8 protein-coding genes (1 of these 8 cut by a window edge) are annotated in these 19,512 nt (G+C 74.1%); 4 read left to right on the top strand and 4 right to left on the bottom strand.

All coding sequences use genetic code 11. The annotated features are described in order from the left end of the window. The first annotated feature begins 57 nt into the window (after window positions 1-57). A complete protein-coding gene (locus tag ACZ4VF_RS21380; protein ID WP_467927994.1) occupies window positions 58-1,014 on the top strand; it encodes an NADP-dependent oxidoreductase in 957 nt (318 codons plus the stop codon). 496 nt (window positions 1,015-1,510) lie between these two features. Beyond that, window positions 1,511-2,248 carry a flavodoxin family protein gene (locus tag ACZ4VF_RS21375; RefSeq protein WP_467927758.1) on the top strand — a complete coding sequence of 246 codons (738 nt, stop codon included), beginning with the start codon at window positions 1,511-1,513 and terminating at the stop codon, window positions 2,246-2,248. Window positions 2,249-2,288: 40 nt separating this feature from the next. Here the strand turns inward: ACZ4VF_RS21375 and ACZ4VF_RS21370 are convergent, their stop codons facing one another. Then, complete coding sequence (locus ACZ4VF_RS21370) at window positions 2,289-2,999, bottom strand: N-acyl homoserine lactonase family protein (protein WP_467927757.1); 711 nt, start codon at window positions 2,997-2,999, stop codon at window positions 2,289-2,291. Window positions 3,000-3,194: 195 nt separating this feature from the next. On the opposite strand from ACZ4VF_RS21370, the gene ACZ4VF_RS21365 reads away from it, so the two are divergent. Continuing rightward, the gene (locus ACZ4VF_RS21365) at window positions 3,195-3,890 is read left to right on the top strand and encodes a 4'-phosphopantetheinyl transferase family protein (protein WP_467927993.1); all 696 of its coding nucleotides are present in this window, start codon (window positions 3,195-3,197) and stop codon (window positions 3,888-3,890) included. Here ACZ4VF_RS21365 and ACZ4VF_RS21360 read toward each other — a convergent pair. From ACZ4VF_RS21360 to ACZ4VF_RS21350, 3 genes are all read right to left on the bottom strand, one after another. Continuing rightward, window positions 3,868-4,653 (bottom strand): pentapeptide repeat-containing protein, encoded by a 786-nt coding sequence (locus ACZ4VF_RS21360; RefSeq protein ID WP_467927992.1) that lies wholly within the window; start codon window positions 4,651-4,653, stop codon window positions 3,868-3,870. The two genes, ACZ4VF_RS21365 and ACZ4VF_RS21360, sit on opposite strands and share 23 nt — an antisense overlap. A gap of 776 nt (window positions 4,654-5,429) precedes the next feature. Then, complete coding sequence (locus ACZ4VF_RS21355; protein WP_467927755.1) at window positions 5,430-6,854, bottom strand: amidase; 1,425 nt, start codon at window positions 6,852-6,854, stop codon at window positions 5,430-5,432. A 170-nt stretch (window positions 6,855-7,024) separates the two neighbouring features. Then, a complete protein-coding gene (locus tag ACZ4VF_RS21350; RefSeq protein WP_467927753.1) occupies window positions 7,025-7,783 on the bottom strand; it encodes a thioesterase II family protein in 759 nt (252 codons plus the stop codon). A 407-nt stretch (window positions 7,784-8,190) separates the two neighbouring features. Here ACZ4VF_RS21350 and ACZ4VF_RS21345 point away from each other — a divergent pair, with 407 nt between their 5' ends. Continuing rightward, window positions 8,191-19,512 carry the 5' portion of an SDR family NAD(P)-dependent oxidoreductase gene (locus tag ACZ4VF_RS21345; protein WP_467927752.1) on the top strand. 3,261 nt of this gene lie beyond the right edge of the window, so the window shows 11,322 of its 14,583 coding nt (coding positions 1-11,322); it begins with the start codon at window positions 8,191-8,193; its stop codon lies beyond the right edge, outside the window.

The following is a 19,512-nucleotide window of genomic DNA, read 5'->3' as shown; positions in this document are numbered from 1 at the left end:
GCACCGACCCGCAGAAGGAACGTCCTCATGTCCCAGCCCGTTGTCGTCCCATCCACCATGCGTGCCGTGTCCCAGGACAGGGCGGGAGCCCCTGACGTACTGAAGGTCGTCGAGACCCGGCGACCGGAGCCGGGCCGGGGCGAGATCCTGGTCCGTGTGCACGCGGCGGGCGTGAACCCCGCCGACTGGAAGACCCGCGAGCGCGGTGTCTTCGCCACCGGAGCGACACCGCCCTTCATCCTCGGTTTCGACGTGTCCGGGGTCGTGGAGGCCGTCGGCGACGGCGTGACGCTCCACCAGCCCGGCGACGCGGTGTTCGGTATGCCACGTTTCCCGCACCCGGCGGGCGCGTACGCCGAGTACGTCACCGCACCGGCCCGCCACTTCGCGCCGCGCCCGCGCGGTCTCGACCACATCCGGGCCGGCGCCCTGCCGCTGGCCTCGCTCACCGCGTGGCAGGCCCTGGTCGACACCGCTCGTGTCCGGCCAGGACACCGCGTCCTGATCCACGCCGGGGCCGGTGGTGTCGGCCACCTGGCCGTACAGATCGCCAAGGCCCGCGGCGCGTACGTCATCGCCACCGCCAGTGCCGCCAAGCACGACCTGCTGCGCGCGCTCGGCGCCGACGAAGCCGTCGACTACCGCACCCAAGACGTCGCCGACACCGTCCGCGATGTCGATGTCGTCCTCGACGGCATCGGCGGACCCAACTGGGCGCGCTCCCTGCGTACCCTGCGACCGGGAGGCATCCTCGTCTCCATCCTCCCGTTCGACGACACGTTCCCCACCCAGCAGGCCGAAACGGCCGGGGTCCGAGCGGTGTTCATGCTCGTCGAACCCGACCAGCAGGGGTTGCGTGAGATCAGCGCACTGGTCGAGGACGGCCGCCTGCGGGTGGTCGTCGACGCGACGTTCCCGCTCGAACACGCCGCGAAGGCACACGAGTTGGGTGAGACCGGCCGCACCACAGGAAAGATCGTCCTGACTGTCGCGTCCGACCCCGCGCACCCGTAGGGGCGGCCCGCGTGGCCGGCACCCCGCCGGCCCCCTGACCCGCCGCGGCGGACACGGGCGCGCCGCGGCGGAGTCCGCGGCCGGCTCCGTCGCCCAGAAGCAGGCCCGGCCGGCGCAGTGCGCCCCCGGGACGTGCACGGGCCCGGCCGGTGCCGGCCCGTGCGCGGGGCGGCCGGCAGACCCGGCGACCCCTACGGTGTGCGGTACGAGGGCCCCGGCGACACCTCGTTCGCGCTCACGCTCGGCTACGCCGGCCACCCGGCCCCGACGGGCGCGGCGGCTGCCGCGCGTCCCGGCGCGCGGGACGCGCTGGTCGAGCACGACGACCAGCAGGCGACCCGCCTCGGTGCACGGCCCCCGGCCTGGCCGGCCCGCCTACGGCCTCGGCCCGTTCGGAGGCGCTGCGATGGCGTCCGCCGGGATCGGCACGCAGGCTGGGCCTGGACACGGACGCGCCGCCGGGTACGGGGTGGCGGCAGGGCTCTGGGAGGACCGCGTGACCGTTTCGTCACCCGCCGAGGACACGCCGCCGGCCCGGTACGACGACCTGCGGGCCCTGGTGATCAACTGCACCCTCAAACGCTCTCCGGAGACGAGCAACACCCAGGGGCTGATCGACCGGAGCACCGCCATCATGGACGCGCAGGGGGTGGGGGTCGACGTCGTCCGCGCGGTGGACCACGACATCGCCACCGGGGTGTGGCCCGACATGACAGAACACGGCTGGGAGACCGACGCCTGGCCGGATCTGTACCGCCAGGTCATGGCGGCCGACATCCTCGTGCTGGCCGGACCGATCTGGCTGGGTGACAACAGCTCCGTGATGAAGCAGGTGATCGAACGCCTCTACGCCTGCTCCAGCCTGCTCAACGAGGCGGGCCAGTACGCCTACTACGGCCGTGTCGGCGGCTGTCTGATCACCGGGAACGAGGACGGCGTCAAACACTGCGCCATGAACGTCCTCTACAGCCTGCAGCACCTGGGGTACACCATCCCTCCCCAGGCGGACGCCGGATGGATCGGCGAGGCGGGACCCGGTCCCTCCTACCTGGACCCCGGCTCGGGCGGACCGCAGAACGACTTCACCAACCGCAACACCACGTTCATGACCTGGAACCTGCTCCACATGGCGCGGGCCCTGAAGGACCTCGGGGGCATCCCCGCCTACGGCAACCAGCGCACCGCCTGGGACGCCGGCTGCCGCCACGACTACGAGAACCCCGAGCACCGGTGACGGTCGTGCGCGGCCGGGAGCGGAACGGCTCTCGGGCGGGCTAGAAGGTGCTGTCCGCCGGTTCCCAGATCGAGCAGTCGTGGGCGAAGAGGACGCGGCGCGGGTCGAAATCCATGAGCCGTTCCAGCCAGGGCCGGTAGTGGGGGAGCGGCTGCGGAAGACCGTGGAGCGTGGCCTGGCGGGCGAGGTGGTCCGATGCGAACTGCGAGGCGAAGTCGTGGGCCTGGCCGGCGAGGACCACGGTGCCGTCGCCCTGCCGGACGACGAGGGACTGATGTCCTTGGGTGTGCCCCGGTGTCGGGACGACCCAGACCCCCGGCCGGACCTCCGCCTCGCCGGTGAGCTCCTCGTACGTCGCGTCGGGGAAGTCGACCAGCTCCTCGAAGGTGTGGCCGCCGCGGCGGGCCGTGGCCAGCTCCGTCTCCTGGACCAGGACGGGCGTGCCGGCCAGGAGGGGATTGCCGCCGCAGTGGTCGAAGTGCAGGTGGCAGTTGGCGACGAGGGAGATGTCGCCGAGGTCGGCTCCCGCTTCTGCCAGGGCCTCCCGCAGTGCGCGGCGACGGGGGCGGTAGTGCGCTTCGGTCTCGGGGTCCGCGTCGCCGATGCCGGTGTCGAAAAGGATCAGGCCCTGATCGTGCTCCACGAGGTAGGCGAGCACCGGTTCCACCCGGGGTCGCGGGCCCCCGGTCTCCGCGGCGGGGCGGACGAAGTAGCCCAGGTCGAGTCGGTGCACCGTGGTGTTCTTCCCCATGCGGCCATCCTGGCAGGCGGCCCGCGGCCGCCCGGACCCCTTCGCCGGCAGCGGAATCCTCCGGATGCCCGCCGGTCCTCGGCGGACGACGATCCCCGGCACATGACGATCCGCTCGGCCGGGGCCGGTCCGCGGCGGGCATAGGGTGGTCGGGTGGCGGGAGGCGATGTGGTCGACGACAGGGTGCCGGGCGAGTTGCTTGAGGGGCTGCTGCCCGAGGGTGTCGCCGTGGCCGAGCTGTTCGGCTCCGTCGACGGGGTCGAGCTGTTCCCGCAGGAGGCCGAGGCCGTCGCCGGTGCGGTCGAGAAGCGGCGGAGGGAGTTCGGCACGGTCCGGCTGTGTGCGCGCCGCGCGCTGGCACGGCTCGGTGTGGCACCCCGTCCGCTGGCGCCCGTCGGAAGCGGCCCCGGCTGGGCCCGCCGGGCACCGCGCTGGCCCGACGGACTCGTCGGCAGCATGACCCACTGCGCGGGGTACCACGCGGCCGCCGTCGCCCCCGCCGCCTCCGTCGCGGCCCTCGGCGTGGACGGAGAGCCCAACGAACCCGTTCCCGAGGGCGTGCGCGAGCTGATCACGCTGCCCGAGGAGCGGCCCGTACTCGACCGGCTCGGCGCGGACCACCCGGGTGTGCACTGGGACCGTCTGCTGTTCAGCGCGAAGGAGAGCGTCTACAAGGCGTGGTTCCCGCTGACCGGGCGCTGGCTGGACTTCGACCAGTGCGCGATCACGCCCGACCCGGAGCGCGGCACGTTCACCGCCGTCCTGAAGGTGCCCGGCCCCGAGGTGGGCGGGGTGCGCCTGGACCGCCTCGACGGTCGGTGGCGGGTCCGGCACGGGCTGGTCGTGACCGCCGTGGTGATCCCCGCGCCTACCAGTGAGCGGGCCGGCTGAGCGCCGGGGGCAGCACGGTGGCCGCGTCGCCCTTGGCCGCGTTCAGCTGAGCCTGGGTGAGGAACAGCGCGCCGGTGAGGTCCGCGCCCCTGAGGTCGGCGTCCCGCAGGTCGGCTCCGATCAGGTCGGCGTCGCGCAGGTCGGCACCGCTGAGGTCGGCCGCGACGAGGAGGGCGCCGCGCAGGCTCGCCCCCCTGAGGTCGGCACCGGACAGCTTCGCGCCGATCAGATCGGCTCCACGGTGGTTCTTCTTGCGGCCCGGGACCTGGGCCCGGGTCAGCTCGCTGGCCTTCAGCAGCAGGGTGTTGACCTCGCCACGCAGCGCGTTCACGTCCAGCTCGGTGATCGACTCGGCACTGCCGCGGGTCAGACCGTCGATGTGGGCCAGCGCCTTCCGCAGCTCCTTGTGGACGGGGCGGGCCGGCGCCAGGTCGAGGGCCTCGGTGACGTACCAGAGCAGCTCCTGCAGCTGCCGCATGACGGGGAAGACCTGGAACATCGAGCGCGCCGTCTTCGGCGCCCGACGCCAGTCGGTGCCGCCGAAGGTGACCTGGGACACCTTCTGGCCGGCGCCGAAGCAGTCGAAGACGGTGCAGCCGGAGTAACCCTTGTCGCGCAGCTGCGCGTGGATGCCGCAGCGGAAGTCCTGCTGGAGGTTCGAGCACGGCTGGCCGGCGGGCTTGTCGGCGGCGAAGTCGGCCGAGCGGGAGAAGGGCAGGGCCACGCAGCACAGGCCGAAGCAGTTGGCGCAGTCGGCCTGCAGGTCCTTGCGGTCCTGCGCGGCCTTGCCGTTCCGGGGCGCCGTGTGCTCCTGGGCGGCCTCGCGGTTCCGGGGCGCCCCGCGGCCGTCCCGGGACTGCCTGCGGTCCTGGGTCCTGGAGTCGGGCCGCTGCCTACGGGCCGGCCGGTCGTCCGCGCCCTGCCGCCCCGCACGGTCCTGGCCCGCGGTACCCCGCTTCCCGTCCTGGCCCGTAGTGCCGCGCTTCCGGTCCTGGCCTGCGGTGCCGCGGTCCCGGTCCTGGCCTGCGGTGCCGCGGTCCCGGTCCTGGCCTGCGGTGCCGCGCTTCCGGTCCTGGCCCGTGGTGCCGCGCTTCCGGTCCTGGGCCGGGTCACCGCCGTCACGGCCCCGGGCCGTGGACGGACGCTTGCGCTCGCCCGCCTCCTGGGACGACGCGCGGCCCTGACCGCCGGCGGTAGACCGTCGGCGGTCCCCGGCGGAGGAGGGCTGCTTGCGGACCTCGCCCGCGGAGGGGCGCTTGCGCCCCCCGGAGGAAGAGGGGGCTCCGTGCTGTGGCGACACCGTGCGTGCTCCTGTTGGGCGACGAGCACCGCATACCGCGGCGCTCCGAGAACGGCTTCCATTCTCGCAGACGGCGCACGGTGTCCGGCCGAGTCCGGCCGGGCGGCTGCAAGGGGAGGGCGGAGAAAGCCGGGGACGTCCGGGTCGGGGGTGGGTGGCGTCACGGGCGCCCGGGTACCGGGCCCGCCGCCCCGGAGCCCGGGCCGACGGGGCCCTCGGGGGCCCCGAAGCCGGTGCCCTCAGTCCACGAAGACCGGTGGCTGCCGGTCCGCCCACGGCACCGCCTGCTCCAGCTGGGAGGCCACCTGGAGCAGCAGATCCTCTCGGCCGTGGGCGGCGACGAGCTGCACGCCGACGGGCAGACCCTCGCGGCTCTGCCCCAGCGGCAGGCTGATCGCGGGATGACCGGAGACGTTGAAGGCGGCCGTGAAGGGGCCGTGGGCGAAGATGCGGCGCAGCCAGGAGCGCGCGCTCTGGCCGGGGGCGTCGTAGGCCAGCGTGCCGTGGGGTGCGGGCAGGGCCGCCAGGGTCGGGGTGACCAGCAGGTCGTGGTCGAGGAAGAAGCGCCCCACGGACCGGGTCACGCGGTCCTGGGCCTCCATCGAGGCCAGCACGTCGAGCGCGGTGGACGCCTCGGCCTCGGCCAGCACCGCACGCGACACGGCCTCCAGCGAGGCGGGGTCAGGCCGGCGGGGCGCGCCCCTGAGGACGGCTCCGCCGGTGGAGACCACGCTGAGCATGGCCGCCTCGACGATGTCGTCGGCGTCGAGGCCGGGCCCGGCCCCGGTGACCGCGTGCCCGATCCACTCCAGCACCTTGCCGGCGTTCTTCGTGACCTCGGCGACCTGGGGATCGACGGGAGTGCCGGACCAGGGCGTGGTGGCGAGGGCCACCCGCAGCCGGCCGGGGTCCGTGCGTACTGCCTCCGCGAAGGGGCGGGCGGGGGCCGGCGCCTGGTACTTGTCGCCGACGGGCGGTGCCGAGACCGCGTCCAGCAGATGGGCCGTGTCCCGCACGGACCGGGTGAGGGCGAACTCGACGAGCTGTCCGAACGCGGCCTCGCCGGTGAGCGGGCCGCACGGGGTGCGGCCGCGGCTCGGCTTGAGGCCCACGAGTCCGCAAGCGGAGGCGGGGACGCGGATCGACCCGCCGGCGTCGTTGGCGTGGGCGACCGGCACGGCACCGGAGGCGACCAGCGCGGCCGCCCCGCCGCTGGACCCGCCGACGCCCCGGTCCGGGTTCCAGGGGTTGCGTGTCACGCCGTAGCGCACGGACTCGGTCGCGAAGCTCAGGCCGAACTCGGGTGCGGTGCTCTGGCCCAGCGCCACCAGGCCGGCCGCCCGGAACCGGGCCATCAGGTCGTGGTCCACGGCGGCCACGGCCCCCTGGATGCTGCGGCTGCCCAGGGTGAACGGAACTCCCTGGGCGAACGGACCGCTGTCCTTGATCACGAAAGGGACTCCGGCGAACGGGCCGGCGGGATCGTGGACGAGGGCCGGCTCGAACAACGGGCGGGTGAGGGCGCCGAGTTCGGGGCCGACCTGGGAGAGGGCGCGCCGCGCGGCGTCCTCGACCTCGGCCGCGGAGACCTCGCGCGCCCGGATCAGATCGCGCAGGCCGACCGCGTCCAGGGCGGCGTATTCATGCAGTTCCAGCGGTCCCACTCCTCGACTCCGTGACCGGTGTCAGCCTGACACACGGCAACCGCGGGGGCATGGGCCGGGTGCCCCGTCGCAGGCCGGCGCGGCCGGTGTCCCGCACGGGCCGCGCCGTGCCCGGCCGTTCGGTGCCGTGCCCGTCCGTCCGGTGCCGTGCCCGGCGCCTGGCGGCTTCTTCAGCGCGCGCCCACGACCCGGATGTGCTCCCGGATCTCCCGCCGTACCGCCTCGGCGTGGTCGTCCAGGAAGAAGTGGCCGCCGGGGAAGATCCGCATCCGGAAGGACGCCGAGGTGTGCCGTGCCCACAGTTCGACGTCGGCGGTGTCCGCGACGGGGTCCGCGTCTCCGGTCAGTGCGACGATCGGGCACCGCAGCGGTACGGCCGAGGGGTTGTGGTAGCTGTCGATGGCGCGGTAGTCGCTGCGCAGCGCCGGCAGCACCATCCCCAGCAGCGTCTCGTCGGCGAGGACCGCGGCGTTGGCGGCGTTGAGGTCCTTCAGCTCGGCGACCAGTTCCGCGTCGGTGGCGAGGTGCCTGCGCCGGTCGCGGCGGAGCGAGGGTGCGCGCAGCCCCGACGCGAACAGCCCGAGCGGAAGCACTCCGCTCGCCTGAAGCCGGAGCGCGACCTCGAACGCCACGGCGGCTCCCATGCTGTGGCCGAAAAGGAGCAGTGGCCGGTCGGTCCAGGGGGTGAGTTCGGCCACGAGCCGGTCGGCGAGGGTGGGGATGTCCTCGATGCACGGTTCCGTCAGGCGGTCCTGTCGCCCGGGGTACTGGATCGCCAGCACGTCCGCGTGCGGTGACATCGCCCGGGAGAGTGGGTGGTAGTACGTGGCCGCGCCACCGGCGTGCGGGAAGCAGACCAGGCGGACGGCGGCTTCGGGTGCCGGGTGGAAGCGCCGGATCCAGGCGCTCCTCGTCGACGGTTCGGCCACGGTCTTTCCCCTTCGTTGTGCGAGAGCCGCCCCGCCGTGACCTCGGCCACGGAACCCGCGCCCACGACGGCGGCGCCGGCGGCAGCCGCAGGGTCCTCGCCCCGCGGAGACGTGCGTGCGGCGACGGCCACCCTAGACGGTCGGCGGGGAGGGGCGCTTCCCGGCCATGGCTTGACTGTGCTGTGTGCGACGTGTGAAATATGGGCCGAACCGTCAACAGCAGGGGGATGCGTTCACCTCGTAGTGAACGGTACCGGTGCAGGTGGTTTCACCTTCAATGGCCAGAAAGACGGTCGTCGGGACTCCGTGAAGAGGGCGCCGGCGTGCGGGGGGCGGACCACTTCACGATGCTTGAGCAGCGCCATGCGGTCATTCGCCCAGCGGACACGTCCGATCTCCCCCGCCTCATGGAACTCGAGGAACTGTGCTGGGCCGAGGGATTGCGGGTCTCCCGGGACACCGTCGAGCGCCGAATAGCAGTCAATCCCGCCGGACAATTCGTCGTCGAGGACGATGACGGCGTACGCGGGGTCGTCTACTCGCAGCGCATCGCCGACATCGGCGCTCTGGACTCCGTACGGTTCGACACGGCGGACCGGCTGCACCGCGAGGACGGTGCGGTCGCGCATGTGCTCTCCCTGAACATCGACCCCCGTACGCAGAGCCTCGGTTACGGCGACGCCCTTCTGGAGCACCTGCTGACGTGGTGTCACGAGGAGGCGGGGGTCGGCACGGCGGTCGGTGTCACCCGCTGCCACGACTTCGAGCGCCATCCTGGGTGGGAGCTCTCCGAATACATCAACGCGCGTAGCGGGCGAGGGCGTTGCCTCGACACCGTGCTGCGGATGCACCAGCTGCACGGCGCTGAGATTCTCCGGCTCGTGCCGGATTACCGCCCGGCCGACACCGTGAACCGGGGACACGGCGTCCTGGTCGCGTACGACCTCGGCAGCCGCCGGGAACGCGTGCGGAAGCTGGAGCGGACCGCGGCGGAAAAGGGCGCCGACATCCCCCCGCCCGATCGGCTGGTCGGCGAACTGCGGGAATTCCTCGCGGAAACGGCGGACATCGCGCCGTCGGACCTTTCCGCGGACCTCTTGCTGGAAAGCCCGCTGTTCGAGCTCGGAATCGACTCGGCGAGCCTTCTCGATCTCCAGGACCGGATCGAGGGGCGTTACGGCATTCAGCTGGGATCACTGTTCTTCTTCGAGTGCAACACCGGCTCGAAGATCATGGACTATCTCGAGGGCCTGAGGGAGGAAAAACCTTCCGTGCGGACCGGCGAGAGCGGCACACCCGCACCGGACGGGCAGGACTCGGGCGCACAGGACCCCGTAGGGCAGGACCCGGTAGGGCAGGACCCGGTAGGGCAGGAGCCGGTGGGGCGGGACCCGGGCGCGCAGGACATCGCGATCGTCGGCATGGCCTGTCGGCTGCCCGGAGGCATCGACCACTACACCGAACTGTGGCGCCTCCTCGCGGACCGCGGCTCGGCCGTGGGGCCGCTGCCCGACGGCCGCTGGGAGTGGCCCCAGGGCACCGGCCCCGACACCCACCCGGGCATCGACCGGGGCGGATTCGTCACGGACGCGGACCGCTTCGAGGCCGGGCTGTTCCGGATCACCCCGAACGAGGCCCGGCGCATGGACCCCCAGCAGCGCTGGATGCTGGAGCTGAGCTGGGCCTGCCTGGAGGACGCCGGGCAGACGCCGGGCGGTGTCGCGGGCACCCCGATCGGCGTGTTCGTCGGGGCCAGCGGCTCGGACTACCAGCGCGTCATGGACACCCGTCGACTGCCGGTGCGCGCGCACGGCGGACTGGCCACCTCCATGGCCGTCATCGCCAACCGCGTCTCCTACTTCTTCGACCTGCGCGGACCGAGCATCCAGGTGGACACCGCCTGCTCCAGCTCGCTGGTCGCCGTCCACCAGGCCGTCCGGGCGCTGCGCGCAGGCGAGTGCGAGGCCGCCCTGGTCGGCGGGGTGAACGTGCTGTGCCACCCGGCCTCGAGCATCGCCTACCACCAGGCCGGCATGTTGTCGCCGGACGGCCTGTGCAAGACCTTCGACGCGGGCGCCGACGGCTACGTGCGGTCCGAGGGCGGCGTGGTCATGCTGCTCAAGCCGCTGGCCGCCGCGCTCGCGGACGGCGACCACGTGCACGCCGTCATCAAGGGCAGCGCCACCAACCACGGCGGCCAGGCGGGCGGACTGACCGTTCCCAGCGCGCCGATGCAGGCGAGCCTGGTCTCCGCGGCGCTCGCCGACGCGCGCGTGACGCCCGGCGAGGTGACGTATGTCGAGGCACACGGCACCGGCACCGCGCTCGGCGACCCGATCGAGGTCCAGGGCCTCACCCGAGCCTTCGCGGGCAGCACCACCCCCTGCGGTCTGGGCTCCGTCAAGACCAACCTCGGTCATCTCGAAGCCGCCGCGGGCATCACCGGACTCCTGAAGATCGTTCTGTCCCTGCGGCACGGGCAGCTGCCCGCGTCCCTGCACTACGAACGCCTCAACCCCAAGATCGCCCTCGACGGGACGCCGTTCTCCGTCGTCGACCGGCTCCGCGACTGGCCGGCCGCGGCGGACGGCGTGCGCGTCGCCGGAGTGAGCAGCTTCGGCTCCGGCGGCAGCAACGCCCATGTGATCGTCGCCGAGCCCCCGGCACCCGCACCCCGCCCCGACGCCGGCGGCACGGCCCAGGCGCCGGTGGCGGTCGTCCTCTCCGCGGAGAGCGACGAACTGCTGGTACGCCAGGCCGGGTCGCTCCTCGCCCACCTGCGCACCGCCCCGCCCGGACCGGCCGAGCTGCGGGACCTGGCCCACACGCTCCAGACCGGCCGGGAGCCCCTCACCGAGCGGCTGGCGCTGCTCGCCGCCGACGCCGCGGAGCTCGAAACCCTCCTCGCCCGCGTCGTCTCGGGCGAGCGAGTGACGGCGCCCGCCGGTTTCCGCGGTCGGGCCGGGCGCACCGGCCGCGCCACCGCCCCGAGTCCGGCCGGGCGCACCGGCCGCGCCACCGCCCCGAGTCCGGCCGGGCGCACCGGCCGTGCCACCGCCCCGGGTGCGGCCGGGCAGGACGCGGCCCGGTTGGCCGAGGACTGGGTGCACGGAGCGGCGGTCGACTGGTCCGCGCTGTACCGGGACGGCGTCCAGCCCCGGCGCATCCCCCTGCCGACGCACGTCTTCGCCCCGACCCGCTACTGGCTGGACCCGGAGGAACCCGCCCGCCCGGCGTCCGGCCACCCGCTGCTGCACTCCACGGAGACCGGCGGGACCGGCGAGCCGGCGCACCGGTCCGTCTTCACCCGGCACGACTTCTTCCTGCGTGACCACCGCGTCGACGACGAACCGGTCCTGCCCGCCGTCGCCTACCTGGAGATGGCGCGTGAGGCCGTCCACCGAGCGCTCCCGACCTCGGCCACCCCGGCCGACGGCACGCACCTGCGCCTGGACGACGTGGTCTGGACGCGTCCGGTCGTCGTCGGGGACGCACCGCGCACCGTCCACACCACCGTGGCGTACGAGGGAGACGGCCGGGTCGGCTTCGAGGTCCGCACCACCGGGCCCGAGGGCACGACGGGCACGGTGACGCACGCACGCGGACGAGGTTCCCGCGCCACGGGCACCCATGCCCCACTGGACCTCGCGGCCCTGACGGCCCGTACGGAAGCGGCGGTGTTGGGCGCCGACGAGTGCTACGACGCCCTGCGTGCCGCCGGACTGGACTACGGCCCCGCCCACCGGGCGCTGCGCGAGGTGCGGCTGGGGGAGCGGGAGACGCTGGCGACCCTGGTCGTACCCGACTGCGTGGCGGCGACCGCCGGCGACTACGTGCTGCACCCCAGCGTGCTCGACGGCGCGCTCCAGGCGGTGTACGCGCCGGAGATCCACGCCGCGCGCTCCGACGCGGACGCACGGACGCGCGCGTGGAAGGCGCCGCTGCCGTTCGCCCTCGACTCCCTGGAGGTACGGGGCGCCACTCCCGCCACCGCGTACGCGTGGGTGCGCGAGGCCGCCGGCTCCTCGGACGACGTGCGGCGCTGGGACATCGACCTCTGCGACGAGCACGGCCGGGTGTTCGCGGCCCTGCGCGGCTACTGCGCGCGCCGCCGCCCGGATGCCGCTCCGCGGGCCACCGAGCGGGTCACTCTGCTCCGGCCGACGTGGCGCGAGCGTACCGGTGCCCTCGGCCGGCCGCCCCGCTACACCGCGCGCATAGCGCTGGCCTGCGGCTTCGACGAACACCTGGCGGAACTCCGCAGGCTCGCCCCGCACATCACGTTCCTCGACCCCGCCGAAGCGGAGAGCGAAGGCGTGCTGGAGGCCGGAGCCCTGCCGGGGACCGGAGCCGTGCCGGGCGCCCCGTCCGTCCCGCCGAGCCGGCCCGAACAAGCCGTCGCCGCCCGGGCGCTCCAGCTGTTCCGGGCGCTCAAGGGCATCCTGCTGGGCAGGCCGGCCGGCCCGGTGCTCGTACAGGTACTGGTGCCGGCCGACGGCACCGGGCGCCTGCACGAGGCGCTGTCCGGTCTGCTGCGGACGGCGCACCTGGAGAACCCCGCCCTGGTGGGCCAGGTCCTGTCCGTGCCCGCGGAGACCACGGCGGCCGCCCTGGCCGCGGCCCTGGACGACGGCGGCCGTTCCCCGCGGGACCAGCGGGTGCGCCACCAGGACGGACGACGGTACGTCCTCGGCTGGGAGCCCCTGGCCGCGCGGCCGGCGGACGGCACCGCGGAGGTCCCGTGGCGGGAGCGGGGCGTGTACCTCGTCACCGGCGGCGCCGGCGGCCTTGGCCTCGTGTTCGCCATGGAGATCGCCCGCCGGGCTCCCGGTGCGGTGCTGTGCCTGACCGGCCGCTCCCCGCTCACCGCGGACACGGAGGCACGCTTCTCGGCGCTGCGCGAGACCGGCGCGACCGTCGAGTACCACGTACTGGACGCCGCCGACCGGCAGGGCACCCGTGACCTCGTCACCGGACTCGTGCGCCGCTTCGGCGCCCTGCACGGGGTGCTGCACTGCGCGGGCGTGCTCCACGACGCCTTCCTGCTCGGGAAGTCGGCGGCGGAGTTCGGCCGGGTCCTGCGTCCGAAACTGGACGGTGCGGCCGGTCTGGACGAGGCCACCCAGGACACGGAGCTGGACTTCTTCGCCCTGTTCTCGTCGATCATGGGCACGACCGGGAACGTCGGCCAGGCCGACTACGCCGTGGCCAACGCCTTCCTCGACGCCTTCGCCCACCGCCGGGACGAGCTCGTCCGGGCCGGCTCCCGCAGCGGCCGGACCGTCGCCATCGGCTGGCCGTTGTGGGAGAGCGGCGGCATGGGCGCCGACGACACCACACGCGAGGCGCTCCGGACGCGCACCGGCCTCCTGCCGATGACGACCTCGGCCGGTGTGGCGGCCTTCCACCACGCCCTCGCGTCGGGCGAGCCGCAGGTGCTCGTCGGTGCCGGGGACGAGGCGGCACTCCGCGCCCTGCTCGACGGCGCGCCCGGGACCGACCGGACCGAGACCGGCGGTACCGCGACCGACCGGGCCGGCGACGATGCCGTACGCGACGTCGTACCCGAGCGGGCCGAGGACCCCGCGGGTGGAAGCCACGGACTCACCGGACTCACCGACGGCGCCCTCGGACTGCTCAAGCGGACGCTGTCCCGCGTCACCGGACTGGCCGCGGACGGGCTCGACGCGGACGAACTCCTCGGCGCCTACGGGATGGACTCCATCCTGGCGACCGAGCTGACCGCTGCACTGGAGTCCACCTTCGGCCCGCTGCCGAAGACGCTGATGTTCGAGTACCACACGCTGTCCGAGCTGGCCGGCTACTTCGTCGAGCGGCACCGGCCCGTCCTGGAGAGGACCTTCGCCACGTCCGGCGCGCCCCGTGAAGCCGCTCGCGAGCCGCTGCCGCCCGCGGCGGACCGGGCGGCCGTACCCGTACCCGTACGCGTAGCCGAAACCGAACCCGAACCCGAGTCCGCATCCGAACCCGGGCCCGTGCGGCCGGTGCCGACCGCCCTGGACATCGCGGTCATCGGGGTGTCCGGCCGGTACCCCGGAGCCCGCGACCTGAGCGAGTTCTGGCAGAACCTGCGCGACGGCCGCGACTGCGTCGTGGAGGTGCCCGAGGACCGCTGGGACTGGCGCGCGTACTACAGCGAGGACCGCACCCGGCCCGGGCGCCACTACAGCAAATGGGGCGGCTTCATCACCGAGGTCGACCGCTTCGACCCCCTGTTCTTCAACATCTCGCCCTACGAGGCCGACTTCCTGGACCCGCAGGAGCGGCTGTTCCTGGAGCACGCCTGGGCCGCCCTGGAGGACGCCGGGCACACCCGTGAGGACCTGCGGCGCATCGACGGGCAGGTCGGCGTGTACGCGGGCGCCATGTGGAACCAGTACCAACTGCTGTTCCGGGACGGAGCCAACCCGAGCGCGGTCGGCAGCAGCTTCGCCAGCGTCGCCAACCGCGTCTCCTACGTGATGAACCTCCACGGCCCCAGCATGACCGTGGACACGATGTGCTCCAGCTCGCTGACCGCGCTGGAGCTGGCCTGCCGGGACCTGCGGGACGGCCGCACCCGGCTGGCGTTCGCGGGCGGCGTCAACGTCACCGTCCACCCCAACAAGTACCTGAGCCTCAGCGCGGGCCAGTTCATCTCCGGCAAGGGCCACTGCGAGAGCTTCGGCATCGGCGGGGACGGCTACGTCCCGGGCGAGGGCGTCGGCGTCGTCGTCCTGAAACCGCTGCGCGACGCCGAACGCGACGGCGACCACGTCTACGGCGTCATCAAGGGCATCGGCATCTCCCACGGCGGCCGCACCAACGGCTACACCGTGCCCAACCCGCGGGCCCAGCGGTCCGCCGTCGCCGACGCGCTGCGCGAGGCCGGAGCCGACCCCCGCGCCGTCAGCTACGTCGAGGCGCACGGCACCGGCACCAAGCTCGGCGACCCCATCGAGATCGCCGGGCTCGGCCAGGCCTTCGGCGGGGCGACCGAGCCGCAGTCCTGCCTCCTCGGGTCGGTGAAGTCGAACATCGGCCACTGCGAGAGCGCGGCGGGCATCGCCGGACTCACCAAGGTCCTGCTGCAACTGGAACACGGCGAGATCGCGCCCTCACTGCACTCCCGCACACTGAACCCCGGCATCGACTTCGCCGCGACCCCGTTCGTCGTCAACCAGGAACTGCGTCCGTGGGAACGGCCCGTCGTCGACGGCCGCACCCGGCCCCGGCTCGCCGGCGTCTCGTCCTTCGGGGCGGGCGGCTCCAACGCCCACGTACTGGTGGAGGAGTACACCGACCGGCGCCCGGCACCGCCCTCCGGGCAGCCCCTGCTGTTCCCGCTGTCCGCCAGGGACGCCGACCGCCTGCGCGCCTACGCGGGCCGGCTGCTGCACTTCGTCCGCGAGAGACTCGTGGACGAGAAGTCCGTTCACCAGGACGCCGGCACGGCCCGGCCCGCCGACCTGGCGTACACCCTCCAGGTCGGGCGCGAGGCCATGGACGAGCGGCTCGCGGTCGTGGCCGACACCTGGGCCTCGCTCGCGGACAAGCTGGAGCGCCACCTCGCGGACGACACCGACGTCGAGGACGTCGTCACCGGCAACGCCAAGCGCGACCGCGACACCCTCGCCTCCCTGCTGCCCGCCGACGAACTCGCCGAGACCACACGGCGGTTGCTGGAGCAGGGTCGGCTGGACCGTCTGGCCGGCCTCTGGGTGCGTGGCGCGTCCGTCGACTGGCGCGCCCCGCACCGCTCGGGCACACCGCGCCGGATCAGCGCGCCGACGTACCCCTTCGCCCGGGAACGGCACTGGGTACCGGAGGAACTCGCGGCGACCCCTACCGCGACCGCCACCGCCACCGCCAACGCCACCGCGATCGCGGCCGCGGCGGTGCCCGGCGCCGGACCCGCTGGACCCGACGCACCGGCTCGCGGTGAGATCCGTTTCCTCACCAAGCAGTGGCGCCCGGCACCGTACCCCGACCCGCACCCGGGCGACGCGGCCCGCTCCGTCGTCGTCCTGCACGACGCCGCCACCGCGTCCCTGGCCGCCGCCCTGGCCCGGCTGTGCCCTGGTGCCACCCTGCTGCGGACGGGCTCCGCCGAGCGACTGCCGGCCGGCCGGGCCGAGGAGTGCACCGCCTGGATCGACCTCACCGGCCTGTCCGGGCCCGAACGGCCCGACGAGCCGATCGCCCTGCTGCAGACGCTGCTCACCGCCAAGGCGGCACGCGACCTGCGGCTGCTGTACGTGACCCAGGGCCTGGAGGCCCACCCCCGTACCCGGACCGACCTCGTCGGCGCCGCGCGCGCCGGGCTCTACCGGATGCTCGGCAGCGAGTACGGCGGCCTCCTCTCCCGCCATGCCGACCTGGACCCCGCGGTCACCGACCTCGAACGGCTGGCCGCGGTCGTCCGCCGCGAACTCGACGCGGCGGACGACGTGGCCGAGGTCTGCCACCGGGACGGCGTCCGCTACGCCCCCGTGCTCGACGACCTCCCACCGGCCGAGGCCTCCACGGGAACTTCCCTCGCCGGCTTCACCGCCGACGAGGTGCTCCTGGTGACCGGCGGCACCCGCGGCCTGGGCATGCTGTGCGCCCGGCACCTGGTGCGGCGGTACGGCGTACGGCGGCTCGTGCTGACCGGCCGGGACCCCCTGCCCCCACGCCACCTCTGGGACGACCCGGACGCCTGCGAGGGCGCCGTCCGCGACAAGATCCGCGCGGTGCGGGACCTGGAGGCCGACGGCGTCGAGGTGCGGGTGCTCGCGCTGCCGCTGGACCGGGCCGACGAGGTCGCCGCGGATCTGCGTGCCGTGGAGGCGACGATGGGCCCGATCGCCGGGGTGGTCCACGCGGCCGGACTGGTCGACACGGAGAACCCGGCGTTCGTCCGCAAGTCCGTCGAGGGCATCGCCCGGGTCGTCTCCCCCAAGACCGAGGGCACGCGCAACCTGCTGGCCGCCCTGAACCCCTCGTCCCCGCGGCTCGTGCTGCTGTTCTCCTCCGTCTCCGCCGCCCTGCCCACCCTGGGCGCCGGACAGAGCGACTACGCCATGGGCAACGCCTACCTGGACTACACGGCCCAGGCGCACGCGGGCGCCCTGCCGGTCACCAGCATCCAGTGGCCCAGCTGGCGTGACACCGGATTCGGCGAGGTCACCAACCAGGCCTACACCGACACCGGCCTGCTCAGCATCAGCGACGCCGAGGGACTGGCCCTCCTGGACGAGATACTGGCCTCCCGGCGGGCCCCGGTCGTCATGCCGCTGCTCGTCGACGCCGACCGGTTCGACCCCGCCGCGCTGCTGAGTCCCCGGCGCCGCCCCGCCGCGGCCCCGGATCCCCGGGCCACCGCGCCCGCCACCGCCCCCGCGCGCGCCGCGGACGGCGGCACCTCCGCACCGGCCGAGCGGCTCACGGCGTTCCTCGGTGAGACCTTCGAGGCCGAACTCAGGCTGAAGCCCGGGGTTCTCGATCCGGGCACCTCGTACGCCGACTACGGCGCCGACTCGATCCTGCTGGCCCAGGTGCTGCAGCGGATCCGGCGTCGCCTCGACGTCTCCCTCGATCCCTCGGCGCTCCTCGAACACTCCACGGTGCACGCGCTGACCGCCTGGCTGCTCGACACGTTCCCGTCGGAGGTGGCCGCCGTGTTCGGCACGTCCGACGCCTCCGGGGCTGCCGAGCTGGCCGACGACACGGCCGAGTCCGCTTCCCGTACGGCCGGGTCCCCCTCCGGCGCGGCCGCGGAGCGGGAACCCGGCGTGCCGGACACCGCGCCGCCCGCCCCGTCGGCGCCCGCGTCCGCGTCGGCGCCGGTGCCGACAGCCGCGCCCGTCGTCCCTGAGCGGACCAGTCCGGGCGGGTCCACGGGGGCCGCCGGGCCCGTCGCCGTCGTCGGCATGGCCTGCCGTCTGCCCGGCGCCCCCGACCTCGCCGCCTACTGGACCCTGCTGTCCGAGGGCAGGTCCGCGATCCGTCCGGTCCCCGACGACCGGTGGGGGAGGCCCGCCGGCTTCTCGGCCGGAGTCGTCGACGACGTGTACGGCTTCGACCCGGGCCACTTCATGCTGCACCCCGAGGACGTACGCGCCATGGACCCGCAGGCACTCGTCCTTCTGGAGGAGACCCTCAAGGCGATCCACCACGCGGGATACCGGCACGAGGACCTCGACGGCAGCAACACCGGTGTGTACGTGGGAGCCCGTGGGCGGGGCCGCGCGGAGGCAGGCCTGCTGGACGCGGCCCGCAACCCGATCATGGCGGTCGGCCAGAACTACCTGGCGGCCAACATCTCCCAGTTCTTCAACTGGCAGGGCCCGGCCATGGTCCTGGACACCGCCTGCTCCTCCTCGCTGGTGGCCATGAAACTGGCCACCGACGCCCTGGCGGCGGGCTCCGTCGACGTCGCCGTGGTGGCGGGTGTCAGCCTGCTCACCGACCCCTCGGACCACGAGCTGTTCCGGCGGCGGGGCCTGCTGCGCGAGGACGGCGCGTTCCATGTGTTCGACCGCCGCGCGGCCGGGGTCGTCCTCGGCGAGGGCGCCGGTGTGGTGGTCCTCAAACCGCTCGCGCAGGCGGAGCGGGACGGCGACACGGTGTACGCGCTCGTCGAGGGCATCGCCGTCAACAACGACGGCCGTACCGCCGGCCCGGCCACGCCCAACCTCCAGGCCCAGCAGCAGGTGATGCGCGACGCTCTGCACCGGGCCGGCCGCCTCCCCGGGCAGCTGCCCTACCTGGAGACCAACGGCTCCGGCTCCCAGCTGACCGATCTGCTCGAACTCAAGGCCGTCCAGGCGGTGTACCGCGCCGCGGCGGGCGACACGCACCCCGTGCTGCACCTGGGCTCCCTCAAGCCGAACATCGGGCATCCCCTGTGCGCGGAGGGCATCGCCGCCTTCATCAAGGTGGCGCTGATGGTGCACCACCAGCGTCTGGTGCCCTTCCTCTCGGGCCGGCAGCCGATGGAGCACTTCGACCTCGACGCGGCAGGCCTCGCCTTCCCGCGCCGGGCGGAGGCGGCCGACCTGCCGTGCGCGGCGCTCAGCAGCTTCGCCGACGGCGGCACCAACGGGCACGTCGTCGTCGGCCGCTACAGCGCCCCTCCCGGCGCGGCGCGCCGGGGGCCGGTGGCCCTTCCCGAGCTGACGCGCACCGACGTCCGCACGCCCGCCCCCGCCGCGTCCCACGGCACGACGCCCGTCGCCCACCACGACACCGTCCCCGTCGCCGCCCGGCGCGACACCGTCCCCGCCGTCCCCCACGACACCGCCCCCGTCGCGCACCACGACAGCACCACCGTGTGGATCAGGCGTCTCCACCCCGCGGACCCGGTCCTGGACCACCACCGGGTCCACGGGCGCCGCCTGCTGCCCGGACTGGCCTGGATCGACCTGCTCTACCGGTGCTTCGCCGAGACCGGCGAGGCACCCGAGGGACTGGAACTGCGCGACCTCACCATCCACCGCCCCCTCGCGGTGGACGACACCGCCGTGGACCTCCGGATCGAGGCCCGCCGGAACACCGCGGACAGCTGGCGCGTCGAGGCCGGCGACGCCGCCGGGCGCTGCGTCACCGCCGAGATGCACCGAGTGGCTCCCGTGTCGTACGACGAGTACGCCCGGGTCCCCGAGAGCGCCACGGTCAGGAGCCTCGACGAGGTCTACCGCGGCTACCGGGAGCTGGAACTGGTCCACTCGGGCCCGATGAAGGCC

This window comes from Streptomyces sp. NPDC029151, from assembly GCF_055564315.1.
Note: the sequence above shows the minus strand (reverse complement) of the source record. Positions and strands in the feature narration are given on the sequence as shown.